Origin of the sequence: Marinobacter sp. (assembly GCF_048266785.1) — a bacterium.
Taxonomy (GTDB): Bacteria; Pseudomonadota; Gammaproteobacteria; order Pseudomonadales; family Oleiphilaceae; genus Marinobacter.
The window spans coordinates 1-17265 of record NZ_JBLWYX010000034.1 but is presented as its reverse complement, the minus strand read 5'-3'; the positions used below and the strand labels follow the sequence as shown (position 1 = coordinate 17265).

Sequence of the window (17265 nt, the reverse complement as noted above, 5' to 3'; positions counted from 1 at the left end):
GGACGTCGCCACCGCCATTCAGCTAATCAACGATCACGAATTTGGCAACGGCGTTAGCTGTTTCACCGAGAGCGGCAGCGTGGCTCGCGAGTTCGGTCGGCGCATTCAGGTCGGCATGGTTGGCATCAACGTGCCGATTCCGGTGCCCATGGCTTGGCACGGCTTCGGTGGCTGGAAGCGTTCGATGTTCGGCGATACCCATGCCTATGGTGAAGAAGGGGTACGCTTCTACACCAAGCAGAAGTCGATCATGCAGCGTTGGTCAGACTCCATCGACGCAGGCGCCGAGTTCGCCATGCCGACGGCAAAATAATTCCTCCCTTCACTGACTGACCGGTATGCCGGCCGATCGGGGCGAGTCCCCGATCGGAGATCGCCCGCAGGCGGGTCGGCATGCCCAGCGAGAGCACGCCATGGCTGATCAGACCAACAATACCCATGCCTTTGACTATATCGTGGTGGGCGCCGGCACTGCCGGCTGCCTGCTTGCCAACCGACTCAGCGCGGACCCGGCCAACCGGGTGCTGCTGATCGAGGCCGGCGGCCGTGACAACTATCACTGGATCCACATTCCGGTGGGCTACCTGTACTGCATCAACAATCCGCGGACTGACTGGCGATTCCGTACCGAGCCCGACCCGGGCCTGAACGGTCGCTCGTTGATTTATCCGCGGGGTAAAACCCTGGGTGGCTGCTCCAGCATCAATGGCATGCTCTACCTGCGTGGCCAAGCTCGCGACTATGATGGTTGGGCCGAGCTAACCGGTGACGATGCCTGGCGTTGGGATAACTGCCTGCCCGACTTCATGCGGCACGAGGATCATTATCGCTTGGACGAAGGGGGCGACGCCGATCCTGACCACTATAAATTCCATGGTCATGGTGGCGAGTGGCGCATCGAGAAGCAGCGCCTGAAGTGGCAGGTATTGGCCGACTTCGCAACCGCGGCGGTGGAGGCCGGCGTCCCACGCACCCGCGACTTCAACCGAGGTGACAACGAGGGGGTGGACGCTTTCGAGGTCAACCAGCGCTCGGGCTGGCGCTGGAATGCCTCCAAGGCGTTCCTGCGGGGCGTTGAGCAGCGCGGTAACCTGACGGTTTGGCACTCCACCCAGGTACTGAAACTCGACTTCGCTTCGGGCGAGGGCAGCGAGCCTCGCTGCTGTGGTGTCACGGTCGAACGTGCGGGTAAGAAGGTCGTGACGACAGCCCGTTGCGAGGTGGTACTTTCTGCCGGTGCCATCGGCTCGCCGCAACTGCTGCAACTCTCGGGGATCGGTCCGACAGCGCTGCTTGCCGAGCACGCCATCCCGGTGGTGGCCGATCTGCCCGGTGTGGGCGAGAACCTGCAGGATCATCTGCAGATTCGCTCGATCTACAAGGTCAAGGGTGCCAAAACACTCAATACCATGGCCAATTCGTTGGTAGGGAAAGCGAAGATCGGACTGGAATACATCCTAAAACGCTCCGGTCCAATGAGCATGGCGCCCTCCCAGCTGTGTATCTTCACTCGAAGCTCCAAGGAGTATGAGCATCCTAATCTCGAATATCACGTTCAACCGCTGAGCCTTGAGGCCTTCGGACAGCCGCTGCATGACTTTCCAGCCATCACGGCGAGTGTGTGCAACCTCAATCCGACCAGCCGTGGCACGGTGCGCATCAAGAGTGGCAACCCCCGCCAGGCGCCCGCTATCTCTCCCAACTATCTGAGCACGGAGGAGGATCGCCAGGTCGCCGCTGACTCCCTGCGGGTCACACGCCACATCGCCTCCCAGCCAGCCTTCGCCAAGTACGATCCCGAAGAGTTCAAGCCTGGGGTGCAGTACCAGAGCGACGAAGACCTCGCTCGGCTGGCTGGTGATATCGGTACCACCATCTTCCATCCGGTAGGCACCGCCAAGATGGGGCGCGACGATGACCCCATGGCGGTAGTGGATTCCCACCTTCGGGTGAGGGGCGTGACCGGCCTGCGCGTGGTGGATGCCAGCATCATGCCGACTATCACCAGCGGCAATACCAACTCACCGACACTGATGATCGCCGAGAAGGCAGCGGGCTGGATCCTAAAATCACAATAAAACTGACAGAAATTTGGGAGAACACCGATGACCACCTCAACGCAAACGGAACTTAAGAAGGGCCCTCTCAACGGGATTACCGTGCTTGATTTTTCTCGGGTACTCGCCGGGCCCTATTGCACCATGGTGCTGGCCGATTTAGGCGCCCGTGTCATTAAGATTGAAAAGATCGGAACCGGCGATGACACGCGGGAGTTTGGACCGTTCGTCGAGGGCGAGAGCGCGTATTTCAGCTGCTTCAACAGGAACAAGGAAAGCATTGTCCTGGATATTAAGTCGCCGCGCGACCGCGAGCTGCTGGAACGATTATTGGACGAGTCTGATGTGCTAGTCGAAAACTTTCGGCCTGGAGTGATGGACCGTCTGGGGTATGGCCCGGAACGCTTGGCCATGACGCACCCTCACTTAATCTACTCATCGATCTCTGGCTTCGGTCATACCGGCCCCTTCAGTGAGTTACCCGGCTACGACATGGTGGTGCAGGCCATGGGGGGAATTATGAGCCTGACGGGGTGGCCCGATGGTGAGCCGGCTCGCGTGGGAACCAGCTTCGGTGACCTGAGTGCGGCACTGTTCGCGGCGATCGGTATCATCGCATCGCTCTATAGCCGAACCAAGGATGCTCAGGGAACCCGTGTCGATATCGGCATGCTCGACTGCCAGGCGGCACTGATGGAAACCGCATTGGCTCGCTATGACATCGAGGGGAAAGTGCCGAACCGAACCGGCGATTGCCACCCCTCACTGGCGCCCTTCGAAAGCTTCAATGCCAAGGACGGCAAGCTCGTCATCGCCGCTGGCAACGATACCCTTTTCCTATTAATGGCCGATGCCATCGGTGCGGCAAGGCTCGCCTTCGATCCTCGGTTTATCAGTAACGACTTGCGTTGTCACAACCGGCCCGAGTTGGTCGCTGAAATGGAAAAGATCCTACTGGAGCAGCCCGTGCAGCACTGGGTGGATCTGCTGAACGAGGAGGGGGTGCCTTGTTCGCCGATCAACACCATCGACAAGCTATTCGATCATCCGCAGCTGAAAGCTCGAAATATGATCGTTCAGGTTCAGGGTAAGGCCGGTAAGCCTTTCAAAACAGCGGGTAATCCGATCAAGCTGACCGGGCGCGAGGACTTTGATAGTGGCGTCCCAATGAGTGCGCCGGGTCTTGGGCAACATCGAGAAGCCATCTTGACGGAGTTGATGGCTCGTCATGGTTCCTATCATTTGCCAACACAGCCGGACATTCAGGGCTCGTTACCGGAATCTGGAACGGACACTCCATGGGCGTTTCGTCCTGTCGCATCCGGTGATTCAGGGGCCGCTCTTTCGAGAAACGAGCCGAAGAGTAAGAACGCCCAAGTAGCGTCTGAAAACGAGCGGGGCCGATCGTCAAACTCTGAGCCACAACCCAAGTCGACCGCCAAAAGTAAATCGGAGATGGAAAATGGATAAGAAATTGCAAACACAAACGAAGCACGCTGCGCCCGCCTCTTCAGATAAGTCGAGCAACAACGATCCCGAGATGATCGTTGTTGAGCGGCGCGAACGGGTTGGCCTCATCATCCTCAACCGTCCGAAGAGTCTGAATGCACTCAATCGGCAATTGGCGGAAGAAACACTCGCCGTGCTTCGCGAGATGGATGCGGATCCGGGCATCGGTGCGATTGTCGTCACCGGCAACCCAAGAGCGTTCGCGGCTGGTGCGGATATCGAGGAGATGGCTGAGAAGTCCTTCACCGACTTTTATATGGATGACTTCCTATCGCCTTGGGATCAGGTACGGCAGATCTCCAAACCCATCATTGCTGCGGTGGGTGGGTTCGCGCTAGGTGGCGGCTGTGAGCTGGCCTTGTTGTGCGACTTTATCATCGCCTCGGACGATGCACAGTTCGGCCAGCCGGAAATCAAGCTGGGCATACTACCAGGTATTGGTGGTTCGCAGCGTTTGGCTCGCTCCATCGGTAAAGCGATGACAATGGATCTGGTACTAACAGGTCGCAACATCGGCGCCCAGGAAGCCAAGGAGATTGGCTTGGTTGCTCGGGTGGTGCCAAAGAATGATTTGATGCAACACGCGCTTGAGGCGGCTCATACCATCGCCGGCTACAACGAACCGGCCGTCAAGATGGCCAAGTCTGCCGTTAACGCTGCCTTTGAAACTCCCCTTGCTGAAGGCTTACGTCAGGAGCGCCTGCTCTTTCAGGCGGCTTTCGCGACCGAGGGGCAGAAGGAGGGTATGAGTGCCTTCGTCAAGAAGCGTGCTCCGGTTTTTCGTCACCGTTAGATATATTCAAAGCCCTGTCAATAAACCTAGAAAAAACAAATATCAACAACTAATAGGTAGATAACATGAACACGCCAAACAAGCCTGGCGATAGCATGGATTTAAGGGTTTTTATACCTTCGGTCCTTGTTATCCTTGGGCTGATAGTTCCTCTTATAATGTTCCCAGACTCGGGGACTCTCCTGGTTAATGCCGCTTTCGCCTTTGCAACCGGAAATTTCGGTTGGTTATATATGCTTGCTGGGCTTAGCATCGTCCTGTTTCTTATAGGGTTGGCGTTAAGTCGGTTTGGCAATGTGCGTCTAGGTGGGCCGGACGACAAGCCTGAGTTTTCCTATTTTAGCTGGGTGGCGATGATCTTTGCCGGTGGTATCGGTATTGCAATCGTCAACTGGGCATGGGTTGAACCCATTTACTATTTTACGAGCCCTCCCTTTGGTGTAGAGCCTTCGAGTAATGCTGCCGCTGAGTGGGCCCTCAGCTACGGCCAGTTCCATTGGGGCTTCACTCCCTGGGCAATCTATTGCCTGCCCGCGATTCCGATTGCCTATTCGATGTATGTCCACAATCGTCCCGGTGTCAGGCTCTCTGTCGCCTCGCGTGGCGTTCTAGGCCGTCACTCTGATGGCTGGATAGGCTCGATACTCGATGCGGTTGTCGTGTTTGGTATCGTGGGCGGTGTGGGGACGTCGCTGGGTTTGGCGGTACCACTGGTGTCTCAGCTGGTCAGTGGGTTGTTTGGTATCGCGCCGTCTTTCATGCTCGATGTTGGAATATTGTTGGTCTGGACAGCGATTTTTTCGGCCAGCGTATGGTTCGGGCTGGCGAAGGGGATTCGTATCTTGTCCGACATCAATGTCTGGCTGGCCATCTTCCTACTCGCGTTCACCTTTTTGGTAGGTGATTCGCTGTTCATGATTGAAGGCTGGGTGAACAGTCTTGGCAATATGACCTCTCACTTCGTGGAAATGAGCCTCTGGACCGATCCAGTCGGCGGCTCGACCTTCTGGCAAGACTGGACTGTCTTCTATTGGGCCTGGTGGATCGCCTACGCGCCCATGATGGGGTTGTTCGTGGCGCGTATCTCTCGCGGACGTACCATTCGTGAGCTGATCATCGCGGAGATGGTGTTTGGTGCGCTGGGATGCTGGGTCTTCTTCGCTATCTGGGGAGGCTATGCGCTTGACCTGCAGATCAGTGGTGTGCTGGATGTGGCCGGTATTCTCGATGAAGGCGGTATACCCGCAGCCGTAGAAGCCATTCTCAATACGCTGCCCATGTCAGAGGTGGTCACGGGCGTATTTATCCTGCTGTGTTTCATTTTTCTGGCAACCACGCTGGACAGCTCCGCTTATGTCTTGGCATCGGTTACCTCTCGAAAACTGTCTGGTTATCAGGAACCCAAGCGATCCATTCGCTTAACCTGGGCCTTCTTGATAGCGGGAGTGGGGGTGGCTCTGATTCAGTTGGGCGGACTCAAGGCTGTCCAGACATCGACCATCGTCGTGGCTCTCCCCATGATCCCGGTATTGGGCATTCTGACGTGGTCACTTATTCGTTGGCTGCGTCAGGACTTTGCCAAGAAGGTTCTGGAGCCGCACCTAGTCATCGAAGATCACCGCAAGTAATTGCCCATTTCAGGAGGCAGGGATGCCTCCTTACGATCCAAACAAGCAACAAATCGGCATGATAAGGAGCCCTATAATGGCATTAAACCCCCATTCAAACCTGCCATTGAAAGATGTCAAGGTTATCGATTTTGGTCAGTTCATTGCTGGTCCTGCGGTGGCCATGATTCTGGCGGATCTTGGCGCCACGGTCGTCCACGTCGATCCCCCCGGGGGGCCCCTTTGGACGTCACCTGCCAATGCAACGCTTAATCGCAACAAGCTGATCGTATCTATCGACCTCAAACAGCAAGAGGGGCGTGACCAGGCCCTGGCGCTGATCGAGGAAGCCGATATTGTCATCGAGAGCTTCCGTCCCGGCGTGATGGCGCGTCTCGGTATCGACTTCTCCGCCTTGCGTGAGGAGCGTCCGGAGCTGATCACGCTATCGATTCCCGGCTTTGCCTCCAACGACCAACTTCGGCGTGACTGGCATGCCTTTGAGAGCGTCATCGCGGCCAATTCCGGTGTCTTCACGGATATGGGTCTCAACCGGGTACTGATGGGGATCAATCCGTCGTTCTCACCGCTGCCACTGGGCTCTGCTTACGGCACCATGCTGGCGGCATCGTCGGCCATGCTGGCACTGCAGGCCCGTGAGCGCACGGGGTTGGGGGATGAAATCGAAGTCCCGCTGGTCTGCGCCTTGATGGAAGGCCTGACGTACAACTCGATCAAGATCGATGACTTGCCGGAGCGCTACAAGACGCAGCGCGAGAAGGAAATCGAGCGTCGGCGTATCGAAGGCCTGCCCATGAATCTCAGCTACGATGAGCTCCAGGAACTGCTGGATCCCTTTTATCGTAGCTATAAGTGCAAGGATGGGCGCATGTTCTATGTGGTCTGTCCGAGCCACAATCAGCATGCCAAACGCTGTCTGAAGGTATTAGGTATCTACGATGACCTAGTTGCCGAAGGTATGAACGAGGAACCGGATACCTATCGTCCGACCAGCGAATGGTCTTCCGATATGTCGCTTGGGGTCTACCCTTTGCCCAAGCATTGGGCCGACCATATCGCCGCCCGCATGAAAGATGTCTTCATGACCCGCACCTCGAAGGAGTGGGAGAAGATTTTCGGCCGTGGCAAGTTTCCCGGTGCCCCCCAGCGCTGGTTGCAAGAGTGGATCCACGACGACCATGCCGAGACTGCCGGCCTGATGGTCGAGGTGGACGATCCAGAATTTGGCCTGATGATACAACCGGGTCCGATGATATGGCTGCAGGGCAGTGGCACGGAGATGCTGTCTCCTTCTCCACGCCGTTGGGTGGGCTATCAGGATGCGCTGAACGCACTGCTCAGAATCGAGACCAAACTGCCGCGGGTGCGCGCCAAGAATGCCCGCGATGGTTGGCTAGAGGGAGTTCGTGTCCTTGATCTGTGCAATGTGATCGCTGGACCCCATTCCGTGGCGTATCTGGCTCGCTTCGGTGCGGAAATCATCAAGATTGATCCGGCCAAACCCTTCTATGACTGCTGGAATACGGTCATCTTCGGCCTGTCTCATATGCGCTCCAAGCAATCCGTGCTGACCGATATCACGCAGCCGAGAGGCCGGGAAATTCTCGACGAACTCATTCGCCAGAGCGATGTGGTGGTCTGGAATGCCACCGACAAGCAGGTGGAGCGTATGGGCCTGACCGAAGAGGGCATGAAGCGCCTAAATCCCCAGGCTATCTTCTGTCAATTGGACTGTTTCAGCGGTGTGCTACCGGGCCCGCGAACCAATTACCTGGGTTACGACGACCTGGTGCAGGCGACAACTGGCATCATGCTGCGCTTCGGCGGCAGCATGGACACGCCTGAAGAACACGCCCACGTCGGCACCATCGATGTCATGTGTGGCTTTGGTGCCTCGCTCGGTATCGCCACGGCGCTGTACCAAAAGCTCAAGACCGGCAAGGTTGACCGGGTAAAGACCTCGCTGTCGGCCCTGAGCGGTCTGGCTCAACTGCCGTTCTGTTACGACTACGAGCGTCGCGGGCTATTCGATGAACCGGCGGGCCGTGAGGTCAATGGTTACGATGATCTGTCGCGTTTCTATTCCGCTTCAGATGGCATCCTGCTGATCAGCGCCTATGAGTATGATCTGCCCAAATTCGCCAATGTAGAGGGTTTGGAAGATCTGGTCGAGCTACCAAAGGAGGAGCGCGCCGCCTTCTTGGCACCCCGCTTTTTGACCATGCGTGCTCTGGACTGGGTAGAGCGCTTGCAGGCTGCCGACATCGCCGCTGCCGTCTGTGAAAACCTTGAGACGCTACGCTCCTACAATGCCTATCCGGCTGATGACAGTACAGGTGTTGACCGTGGCAGCTATTCATTCTCAGTCTACGAGGATCACCCGAGTGGGCACGTGATCACTCAGCTCGACCCCTATGCCATTCGTCCCAAAAGGGGAAGGATCTATCCCTTGGCGCCATCTGAAAAGTATGGAGCCTCGACCCGCAGCGTGCTCGAAGAACTTGGCCACTCCACCGACGAGATTGATCGCCTGATAGAAGATGGCGTCGTGTCGGAGAGCTGGAGCCGAGAGTATCTCCCGACGTGAAGACTGCCATGGATAGCGTATTTTTATTTTTCTATGAATCGATGACAACCAATGTCCTGGTTGCTACTGGAGTTAATGATGCCGTTTGTCACTATCAATGTGCTTAAAGGAAAGTCGAGAGACTACATCAAAGCGATTGCCGATGAGGTCAACGCCGCGGTGATCGATACCATGGATTTTCCTGAAGATGATCGCTATCAGGTGATCAATGAGTGCGAAGCTGATCATCTTCAGCTTCAAACACGCGCTGAAGATCGCGTCATGATGCATCTAGTGATGAGAGCTGGACGACCGGATCATGCCAAAAAAGCGTTCTACGCCAGAGTGGTCGAATCACTCGCTCGAAATCCCGGCATCGATCCTGGTAACGTGATGATTACTATCACTGAAAACCGAGATATCGATTGGTCATTCCAGGATGGGGTCGCTCAATTCTGTCCTGAGTAAGATAAGGTAGTTGCTATTGTGCACTGGGCCCGCCAAGCGCGGGCCTTTGTCATTCAGCGCCAACGGCGAATTAGTTGATGACGTCGACAGCTACCCGACCTGCACGTTCGCAGCCAACAATGTTCGCGTCGAACAACCTAAGAAAGGGGGCGATCAGCGAGTTCTGGTCGATCACAGAACTAGGTTAGCTTCCATCGTCATGTCGCTTTACGACGTCGTACCTATTCCTTCAGTTTGCATATAGCCGCAGCTGCTGTACCCGGGCGCGGTATGCTTCTAGGCGTTCGCGCAAATTGCTCTTGTGTGCTTTTGCCACATAGTGCAGCAGTACATTCAAGGCGCTCGTCAGCCCCCCAGTGGACTCCAGAATAAGACTGGTTTCGGTAGTCATGCTGACGATGTAGGGGGTATCGATATAGCGAGCGATACCGTACTCGTCACTGAACACCACCAGATCGGTATCGTTGGCCAGACACTCGTTGGCAAAGGTGATGCCGGCCTCGGCGTAGGGCGTGATATCGATCAGGATAACGCAGCACCGACTGTTCTGGCTGTCCATCCATTGCCCCAGGACGCCGCTGTAGAGGTCGATGAATTCCACGCCAGGTCTGACCAACGCCAGGCGGTTAGCAAAATCCTCGGCCAGCCCCCGCACGGTCTGGAACCCACAGACGAAGACGCGCTCGGCAGCGCTGACGCGCTCCACGATGTCTTGCCAGTGTTGGCCAGAAAGCTGTTCGGCGAAGACTTTGAGCGCTTCAATCTCGGCGCTGAAATGCCTTACTAAGTCCGCAGACTGGTGTTCCATCCGCTCGATTAGGGTGGCGTTCAGCAGTGAACCGGAGCGCAGTTCGTCGCGCAATGCATCCTTCAGACCGTTCAGCCCCTTGTAACCAAGGCGTCGCATGAACCGACTCACCGTGTTTGGGCTCACGCCACTTTTCTGGGCAAGGCTTGCGCCGGTCTCAAATGCCAGATTTTCCAGGTTGGCCTGTAGCGTTGCATAGAGCGCTCGCTCCGCCCGCGAAAGCTCGCCTTCTAGCGCGTCGACGTCCTGTTTCAGATGAGCTGAAGCTCGCGATTCTGACATTTTAATGTCACCTTTATTGATTTTGGTATTTTAATGTCGTAGAAAAGTAAGTCTGGGGCAGCGAAGTCGAGCACGAATACCGTCGGCTTCCCGAACAGGAGAGTGCCCGACCGCTTCAAGGCCACGCGAAGCTTGCGTCGGCGATGGGATTCTACCACCGATGATGGGGAGGTTATGTCTATGCAGAGAATGCGAGTACGCGAAGCAGGCTTGTCACCGCCCGGGGAGCCAGGCGTGTACAACGCCATCACCGACGTCCCCGGTGTGCTGGTCGGCTATGAGACGCTCGATGGCAAGGCTGCCAACGGGCGGCCGGTCAAGACCGGTGTGACCGCCATTCTGCCCCACGGGAGAAGTCGCACACCGCGCCCCGTCTGGGCAGGGTTTCACGCGCTCAATGGCAACGGCGAAATGACCGGTACCCACTGGATTGAGCATGGCGGCTACTTTGTCGGCCCGGTCTGTCTGACGAATTCGCATAGCGTGGGCATCGTCCACCATGCCACCACGCGCTGGATGCTGGAGCAGTACGCCGCAACCTTCGAGTCACACCACCTGTGGGCGATGCCGGTGGTCGCAGAAACCTACGATGGTGTGCTCAACGACATCAACGGCCAGCACGTTGAGGCTCACCATGTCCACGCGGCCCTGGCCAGCGCCCATGCTGGCAACCTCGAAGAAGGCAACGTCGGCGGCGGCAACGGCATGATCTGCTATGGCTTCAAGGGCGGAACGGGGACTTCGTCGCGGCGAGTCGTCATCGATGACCAGGCGTATACCGTCGGTGTGCTGGTCCAGGCCAACCATGGCAAGCGCGACTGGCTCAACGTGCTAGGGGTTCCTGTCGGCAAGTCTCTGGATGACGGCAACTGGCCCAAGGAACTCAACCGTGAGCGCGGTTCCATCGTCGCCATTATCGCAACGGACGCCCCCATGCTGCCACACCAGCTGAAGCGCCTGGCCCAGCGTGCCGGGCTCGGCATCTCGCGCACCGGCAGTCCCGGTGGCAATGATTCGGGCGACATCTTCCTGGCCTTCAGCACCGCAAATGACGGGCCCTTGCCTCAACTGGGGAAAGCCCGACAGCAGATGTGCCACCTCAACGACGAGTGCTTCGACGACCTTTATATGGCAGTAGTGCAAGCCACCGACGAGGCCGTTCTCAACGCCATGTTTATGGCCGAAGGCGCACCGATGGCCAAGCCCCAGGGATGGTGCCCCGCACTGGATCTACAGCGGCTGGCGCCGCTCATGCGTCGGGCCGGATTGGGTATGGAGGCGAAGCCGCCGATGCCTGCCTAAAACGTGCAACTGATGTTTTCCGACCAACAACAATAAGGAAACCACCTACTCATGAAGACTTCTCAAGCTTGTTCCACGGCTCTCTCGAGCCAGCACAATCGGCTGTCGGGGAAACTCGGCACCGCGGGCATCGTGTTTATGGTCGTTGCCGCCGCCGCTCCGTTGACAGTCGTCAACGGCAATACTCCGCTGGCGCTCGGACTCGGCAATGGCGCGATGGCACCGCTGGGCTTTCTGTTTGCCTCCCTCGTGCTGTTCCTATTTTCGGTAGGATTTGTCGCGATGACACCCCACGTGAAGGAGGCTGGCGCCTTTTTTACCTATGTGGGTACCGGGCTGGGGCCGCGAGCGGGCCAGGCAACCGCCTTTGTGGCTCTGATCACCTATACGGCCATTCAGTTAGGCATCTATGGGTTCTTTGGTTGGGCCGCCGCCGAGGCGATGACCACTATCGGGGGGCCGTCGCTGCCCTGGTGGCTCTATGCCGGTGGAGCGCTTGTGGTGGTCGCCGCCCTAGGGTATCGCGATATCGAGCTTAGTTCGAAGGTGCTGGCGGTAGCGCTCATCCTGGAAATCGGGGTGGTCATTGTCATGAACGCGTTCATTGTGCTTGAACCCAGTGGCAGTGCCCTGGGCATTCTGCCTGCGGTGCCTGCCGCGACCGGCGACTGGGGGCCGTTTGGCATCGCGGTACTGTTCAGCGTGACGGGGTTCATCGGCTTCGAAGCCACCGCCGTGTTTCGCGATGAAGCGCATGACCCGGATCGTACTATTCCCCGGGCAACCTACTGGGCGGTCTTCATCATCGGCGGCTTCTATACCGTATCGTGCTGGTGCCTAGTGTACGCTTGGGGCCCGGATACCGTACATGCCGTCGCCAACGACTACCTTGGCAACGGCGGCAACATGGTGCTGGATACCGCACGTTTCTATACCGGCCGTGTTCTTACCGACATCATGGAAGTGTTGCTGTTGACCAGCCTCGTCGCCTGCATCCTGTCGTTCCACAATATCGTGGCGCGTTACCAGTTCGTGCTGGCGAACTTCGATATCTTGCCCAGTATCTTCTCGAAGGTTCACCACTCGCATGGCTCGCCACATGTGTCGTCGCTGATCCAGTCTGCGAGCGCCCTGGTGTTGGTGGCGCTGTGCGCGCTCAGTGGTGCCAGCCCGCTGGTCGGAGTATTCGGCTCCATGGCTGGCATTGCCACGGTCGGCATGGTGCTTCTCATGCTGCTAACCTCGGTGGCGACGGTCGTGTTCTTTTACCGCTCTCCCTCCCTCGCCCAAGGCCGGGTGGTGGCGACCCGTGTGGTCCCCGTTGTTGCCTGTCTGCTATTGACCTTTATCCTGTACCTAGTACTTGGCAACTTCACTCAGGTGACTGGACTCAGCGTGGCTGTCAGCTCGGTACTTGCTGTGATTCCCATCGGCGCCTTTATCATCGGATTCATTGCCATTCGGGAAAGCTCGAAGAGACAGTTGGACACACTGGTGGGAGGCGAGCCAATGCCTGAGCAAGCAGCGCACTAAGTGTGTCAACCCACTAGGTTTTTTCACTGAAATAATTGGCCTGCTAACAGGAAGCTGATCATTCAGGCTGATATGGGGCCGATGCCAGTTGTACTGGTAAAGCCAAGCGGGCAGAGGCTCGCTTGGCGCTTCCGAACTTTCATAGTGCTAGGCTTAGGCCCACTCTCAGGCAGAGCGGTTTGAATGAACCGCTCTGCCTTGTCATTGGTGTGTGGTGTATCGACCCGAGTACATTTTTGCTTCACGCTCTGGCGTTGGCATAGGCAGTGGAGTGGCTTGGTCCGGTAGCAGGCTCTGGCATCGTTTACTACACGCGTAAAGCTGCAGGAGTGCAACTGGATGAGCAGCAACTGGCCGCCGTGCGTGACGAAATTGCCGATGTTCAGCTCTATCTGATCCGGCTAAACTTGGATTCAAGCAGGGTCGGAGACTCAGCTTTCGGTTTAAATTCTTCGCTAAAAACGTCCTTTAATGGCGTTTCTGTACTTGAAGATAAACCATTTACTGCACAACCCGTATGGTGCCGTGGTGACGACCGCTTGGCTGGCCTCACACGGCGTCACTTCAGATCAGGCGCGTAAGCTGGCCAGCAGTGGCTGGCTGCAGCGCGTGGGGCACGGCGCCTACTGCCAAGCGGGGGAGCCTCTTACCTGGGAGAGCGCTGTCTTCGCCCTGCAGACGAGCGACCACACGGGCTTACACCGCTTTGGCCCGGTGGCCAAACGGCCCTGGCACTGCATGGCTTTGCCCACTATCTGCCCATGGGGGAGAGCACAACGTATCTGTATGGCAAGGAAGCCGTTCGGCTGCCCCGTTGGTTGAATGATGCCGAGTGGGCAGGGCGGATGGTGCTCCACTCCGAAAAGGGCCTGCCGGTGCAGCTTCCCGGCAGCTTCACGGACTACGCGCCGGATGGCAGGGCCTTCAACTTGCAGGTATCGACCCCCGAGCGAGCGGTCTTGGAGTGGATCGCCGTGACGCCGAATGCGCTGCTGTTCAGCAGTGAGCTGGTGGACACCTTCGGCGGGCTTAACACGCTGCGCCCGCGCCGGCTGCAGGCATTGCTAGAGGGGTGTCGTTCGGTGAGAACCAAGCGGGCCTTCCTGGTGCTGGCTCGCCACGCCGGGCATGCCTGGTACGGTCGGCTGGCACCAGACCGACTGGACCTCGGCAGAGGCAAGCGGCAGCTCTGCCAGGGCGGCAAGTTGGATAGGGAATATCACGTGACGGTGCCGGAGGCGTTCCTGCATGCCGATTGAAGCTCGCTACCATGAACAGGTCAGGCTGTTGGTCTCGCTGCTGCCTTTCCTCAATGACGAGCCGTGCTTCGCCCTGAAGGGCGGTACGGCCATCAACCTCTTCGTGCAGCCATTACCCCGTCTATCGGTCGATATCGACCTGGCCTACCTGCCGTTGGAGCCCCGTGACGAGGCACTACGACGCTGTCGCGAGGCGCTGCAGCGCCTCGCAGAGGCCTTCAACTCTCGGCTGCCAGGCGTGCGGGCCGAGCTTCAGGATAATCGCCGAGACGAGCTGAGAATCCTGGTGCGCCGAGGGCGTAGCCAGGTGAAGGTGGAGGTATCGCCGGTACTACGTGGCACTCTGCACCCGACCCAGGAGCGCGGTGTCGTTGAATCCGTTGAGGACGAGTACGGCTTTGCGGCGGTGCAGGTGGTGTCGCTGCCGGACCTGTACGGCGGCAAGATTTGCGCTGCGCTGGATCGCCAGCACCCCCGGGACCTTTTCGATGTGAAGCTGCTTCTAAACCAGGGCGGCCTCGATCGAAGCGTATTCGAAGGCTTCCTGGTCTATCTGCTGGGGCATCCCAGGCCCTTGAACGAAGTGATCAACCCGCGACTTAGGCGCTTGATAGCTTCATCAACACCAATCCTGAAACAATCAGAATCATAGCAATGATTCTTGATGTACTAACCGGCTCAGCCAAAAAGGCAATTCCGACCAGAAACGCCCCGACAGCCCCTATTCCAGTCCAGATCGTATAGGCCGTTCCGAGCGGAATAGTTCGCATGGCAACGGCTAACAGCCAGAAGCTGGCCACCATCGCTGAGATTGTAATGAGTGATGGTATGAGTCGACTGAAGCCATGAGATTGCTTCATTGCGTAAGCCCATACAACTTCAAGAACACCGGCAACGAGAAGATAGAACCAAGGCATTGACCCCTCCGGAATCTAACGGGGCCAGGTCGTCCTGGTCATTATTGCCCAAGATGGGGGAGGTCGTCCTCCTTTGAAGAGGCCTATATTAGCTCGTGAGAAGCAGTTGATCCACCAGGTTTTCGTTGAGAAATGTCGTGACAACTATCTGACTGGCATCGTCGGGGTCATTCTGCTTATGTAGACAGGTGTATCATTAATATTTGGCAGGCAAACCAATAGTACGAGCAAGCAATGACCCATACGCTTAGGTTTATCTATCAACTTGTCTCATGGGGTGGCACCGCATTAGCTTGGACTAACGGTGCTATTTTGGTGTGGGATGGTTGTATTAATGAGCAGTACCGAGCCATCACTTTTGCGGTCGCGCTGCTGTTTGGCGTTATTGGTGGCATTGCTCTTGGCGTGGAGCGAAGTTTGAGCCGAATCCACCGTTGCTCCACTAAAGCTTCCAACGAGCAGCTGAATTCAGCCTCCGCCAGTTCTTGGACATTACTTTATGTGTGTCTCATTGCAGGAGTGTTCCTTCTCGCTCTGGTAATGGGAAGCGGTTTGTTCGCAATCATCGGAAGGCTGCAGCAAGGGTTTCATATTTTCGGATGAGTACTAATGCAGGCGTGTTCGATGCTTGCAATGTCCAACAAGGAAAATGCTGAACAAGGCTTTGCACCGGATGGCAATTCCGCTGTGTTCCATTGCCGCCGGTTAGCTTAAAAGTTGCATCAATGTTGGCTAAAACAGCGCTCCTGCCCGAGGCTGTGTAACAGCCTATAAATCAGCAGCGATGATAGTGTCCAGTCGTCTTGGCACAACTGTCGGTTAACAATACATTTCAGAATGCCTTCATTGATTATTCCCGCATCTCTAGCTGTTTTAGATTGCTACGGAACATTCGCTTAAAAGCGTGATTGGCGTGCACCGTTGTCGTTATTGTGCATGCAAATAAAAATCCGTATCATTCGTCTTACTATAATGATGTTTCTCCTCATGCCCGTGAGACCTTCCTATGCTCCCTACGTCCATGTCGTTTTCTGTCGCGCCGCTGCCTGTGGCGGTTCGCCGGTCGCTGTTGGTATCGCTGAGTGGAGTGCTCAGCGTTGCGCCTTTGGCGGTACTTGCTCAAGAAGAGCGTATTGCTAACGATCCTGTCGTGGTAACCGCAACTGCACTAAAAGTGGAAACGCCGCTGGTGGAAACGCCGCGCCCTGTATCCAGCGTTGATCGTGAGGAGTTAGAAACGCGCAACGTTCAGCAACTCGATGAAACCTTCCGTTATCGTGCCGGTGTACTCTCGGGGCATTTCGGCAGTGATAACAACACTGATTGGTTTAAGGTGCGTGGGTTTGATCAGTCCACTTACCAAGATGGCCTGCGGATCTATCGTGAAGGCTTCTACCAATGGCTGCCGGAGCCATTTGGCTTGGAGCGTGTGGATGTGTTCAAAGGTCCATCGTCTATTCTTTATGGCGAAGCGCCTCCTGGGGGCTTGATTAATGCGGTTAGCAAGCGCCCAACAGAAACGCCTCAGGGCGAGGTGAATATACAGTTTGGCAATCGCGATCATCGTCAAGTGGGCATTGATACCAGCGGTCCGGTAGGCGAGAGTGATAATGTTCGTTACCGTTTGGTCGGCCTTTATAAAGAACGTGATGGTGATCTGAACGCGACTAACAACGAGCGTTACTACTTTGCGCCGAGTTTGGCGGTGGATGTTAGCGACGATACAACGGTTACCTTTTTGGCCAGTGTGCAGAAAGATGACGGTGTTCCAGTCAACTCCTTCAAACTGCCCTATGGTACGGTCCAAGACACTCCCTTTGGCCGTGTCGACCCCCAGACTAACCTGAGTGAGCCGGGTTACGATAAGGATAACCGTACCCAGTGGGCGTTAGGCTATGAACTACGCCATCAGCTTAATGATACGTGGCGCTTCGAGCAGGATTTACGCTACAGCGAACTGGATTTAGAGCTGCGCAGTACGTACGCCTTCTTTATGGCTGATGAACGTCAGGCGGCACGCGGGCATGTGTACCGGGATGGCACCATTGATAGTTTGACGGTTGATAACCGTATGGTGGGCACTTGGTACACCGATCGTACAGAAAATACCCTGCTGCTGGGGGCGGATTATCAGAACCTTGGG

16 protein-coding genes and 1 pseudogene are annotated in these 17265 nt (G+C 56.7%); 15 read left to right on the top strand and 2 right to left on the bottom strand.

The features are described 5' to 3' along the window. The 7 genes from ACN0V1_RS20975 to ACN0V1_RS20945 all read left to right on the top strand — a co-directional run. Window positions 1-313, top strand: a 313-nt coding sequence (locus ACN0V1_RS20975; RefSeq protein WP_417546801.1) for an aldehyde dehydrogenase family protein, incomplete at its 5' end; no start/stop codon positions are given. Window positions 314-413: 100 nt separating this feature from the next. Next, a complete protein-coding gene (locus ACN0V1_RS20970) occupies window positions 414-2078 on the top strand; it encodes a GMC family oxidoreductase (protein ID WP_417546800.1) in 1665 nt (554 codons plus the stop codon). 27 nt (window positions 2079-2105) lie between these two features. Further along, window positions 2106-3527: a CaiB/BaiF CoA transferase family protein gene (locus ACN0V1_RS20965; RefSeq protein ID WP_240645093.1), complete on the top strand. Its 1422-nt coding sequence runs from the start codon at window positions 2106-2108 to the stop codon at window positions 3525-3527. Window positions 3528-3597: 70 nt separating this feature from the next. Next, window positions 3598-4359, top strand: a complete 762-nt coding sequence (locus ACN0V1_RS20960; protein WP_240645201.1) for an enoyl-CoA hydratase-related protein — start codon at window positions 3598-3600, stop codon at window positions 4357-4359. 65 nt (window positions 4360-4424) lie between these two features. Beyond that, the gene (locus ACN0V1_RS20955; protein ID WP_417546799.1) at window positions 4425-5987 is read left to right on the top strand and encodes a BCCT family transporter; all 1563 of its coding nucleotides are present in this window, start codon (window positions 4425-4427) and stop codon (window positions 5985-5987) included. 76 nt (window positions 5988-6063) lie between these two features. Then, complete coding sequence (locus tag ACN0V1_RS20950) at window positions 6064-8574, top strand: CoA transferase (RefSeq protein ID WP_417546798.1); 2511 nt, start codon at window positions 6064-6066, stop codon at window positions 8572-8574. Between the two features lie 78 nt (window positions 8575-8652). Further along, window positions 8653-9021, top strand: coding sequence for a tautomerase family protein (locus ACN0V1_RS20945; protein WP_125753743.1), 369 nt, complete (start codon window positions 8653-8655; stop codon window positions 9019-9021). 229 nt (window positions 9022-9250) lie between these two features. On the opposite strand, the gene ACN0V1_RS20940 is transcribed toward ACN0V1_RS20945, so the two are convergent. After that, on the bottom strand, window positions 9251-10111 hold the full coding sequence (locus tag ACN0V1_RS20940; protein WP_125750709.1) for a MurR/RpiR family transcriptional regulator: 861 nt from the start codon (window positions 10109-10111) through the stop codon (window positions 9251-9253). Between the two features lie 234 nt (window positions 10112-10345). On the opposite strand from ACN0V1_RS20940, the gene ACN0V1_RS20935 reads away from it, so the two are divergent. The 6 genes and pseudogenes from ACN0V1_RS20935 to ACN0V1_RS20910 form a co-directional block, all read left to right on the top strand. Next, complete coding sequence (locus ACN0V1_RS20935) at window positions 10346-11413, top strand: P1 family peptidase (protein ID WP_240645091.1); 1068 nt, start codon at window positions 10346-10348, stop codon at window positions 11411-11413. A 51-nt stretch (window positions 11414-11464) separates the two neighbouring features. Then, a complete protein-coding gene (locus tag ACN0V1_RS20930) occupies window positions 11465-12946 on the top strand; it encodes an APC family permease (RefSeq protein WP_146941934.1) in 1482 nt (493 codons plus the stop codon). Window positions 12947-13212: 266 nt separating this feature from the next. After that, the gene (locus tag ACN0V1_RS20925; protein ID WP_417546802.1) at window positions 13213-13527 is read left to right on the top strand and encodes a hypothetical protein; all 315 of its coding nucleotides are present in this window, start codon (window positions 13213-13215) and stop codon (window positions 13525-13527) included. Then, window positions 13418-13768, top strand: coding sequence for an AbiEi antitoxin N-terminal domain-containing protein (locus ACN0V1_RS20920; protein WP_417546797.1), 351 nt, complete (start codon window positions 13418-13420; stop codon window positions 13766-13768). The genes ACN0V1_RS20925 and ACN0V1_RS20920 overlap by 110 nt, the downstream gene beginning before the upstream one ends. After that, entirely contained in the window at window positions 13708-14205 is a 498-nt protein-coding gene (locus tag ACN0V1_RS20915) for a type IV toxin-antitoxin system AbiEi family antitoxin domain-containing protein (protein ID WP_417546796.1), read from the top strand. The genes ACN0V1_RS20920 and ACN0V1_RS20915 overlap by 61 nt, the downstream gene beginning before the upstream one ends. Continuing rightward, window positions 14195-14815: pseudogene (locus ACN0V1_RS20910) on the top strand (nucleotidyl transferase AbiEii/AbiGii toxin family protein); the annotation flags it as partial. The gene ACN0V1_RS20915 and the pseudogene ACN0V1_RS20910, both read left to right, overlap by 11 nt. Here ACN0V1_RS20910 and ACN0V1_RS20905 read toward each other — a convergent pair. Beyond that, window positions 14805-15122 (bottom strand): DMT family transporter, encoded by a 318-nt coding sequence (locus tag ACN0V1_RS20905; protein ID WP_146941936.1) that lies wholly within the window; start codon window positions 15120-15122, stop codon window positions 14805-14807. The pseudogene ACN0V1_RS20910 and the gene ACN0V1_RS20905 overlap by 11 nt on opposite strands. Window positions 15123-15356: 234 nt before the next feature. On the opposite strand from ACN0V1_RS20905, the gene ACN0V1_RS20900 reads away from it, so the two are divergent. Together ACN0V1_RS20900 and ACN0V1_RS20895 are read left to right on the top strand one after the other, a co-directional pair. Continuing rightward, on the top strand, window positions 15357-15725 hold the full coding sequence (locus ACN0V1_RS20900) for a hypothetical protein (RefSeq protein WP_125750693.1): 369 nt from the start codon (window positions 15357-15359) through the stop codon (window positions 15723-15725). A 403-nt stretch (window positions 15726-16128) separates the two neighbouring features. Beyond that, window positions 16129-17265, top strand: a 1137-nt coding sequence (locus ACN0V1_RS20895; protein WP_417546795.1) for a TonB-dependent siderophore receptor, incomplete at its 3' end; no start/stop codon positions are given.

Coding starts and splice junctions, on each gene's coding strand:
- ACN0V1_RS20970 (WP_417546800.1), top strand. CDS start 414: ATGGCTGATCAGACCAACAATACCCATGCCTTTGACTATATCGTGGTG.
- ACN0V1_RS20965 (WP_240645093.1), top strand. CDS start 2,106: ATGACCACCTCAACGCAAACGGAACTTAAGAAGGGCCCTCTCAACGGG.
- ACN0V1_RS20960 (WP_240645201.1), top strand. CDS start 3,598: ATGATCGTTGTTGAGCGGCGCGAACGGGTTGGCCTCATCATCCTCAAC.
- ACN0V1_RS20955 (WP_417546799.1), top strand. CDS start 4,425: ATGAACACGCCAAACAAGCCTGGCGATAGCATGGATTTAAGGGTTTTT.
- ACN0V1_RS20950 (WP_417546798.1), top strand. CDS start 6,064: ATGGCATTAAACCCCCATTCAAACCTGCCATTGAAAGATGTCAAGGTT.
- ACN0V1_RS20945 (WP_125753743.1), top strand. CDS start 8,653: ATGCCGTTTGTCACTATCAATGTGCTTAAAGGAAAGTCGAGAGACTAC.
- ACN0V1_RS20940 (WP_125750709.1), bottom strand. CDS start 10,111: ATGTCAGAATCGCGAGCTTCAGCTCATCTGAAACAGGACGTCGACGCG.
- ACN0V1_RS20930 (WP_146941934.1), top strand. CDS start 11,465: ATGAAGACTTCTCAAGCTTGTTCCACGGCTCTCTCGAGCCAGCACAAT.
- ACN0V1_RS20920 (WP_417546797.1), top strand. CDS start 13,418: ATGGCGTTTCTGTACTTGAAGATAAACCATTTACTGCACAACCCGTAT.
- ACN0V1_RS20915 (WP_417546796.1), top strand. CDS start 13,708: ATGGGGGAGAGCACAACGTATCTGTATGGCAAGGAAGCCGTTCGGCTG.
- ACN0V1_RS20905 (WP_146941936.1), bottom strand. CDS start 15,122: ATGCCTTGGTTCTATCTTCTCGTTGCCGGTGTTCTTGAAGTTGTATGG.
- ACN0V1_RS20900 (WP_125750693.1), top strand. CDS start 15,357: ATGACCCATACGCTTAGGTTTATCTATCAACTTGTCTCATGGGGTGGC.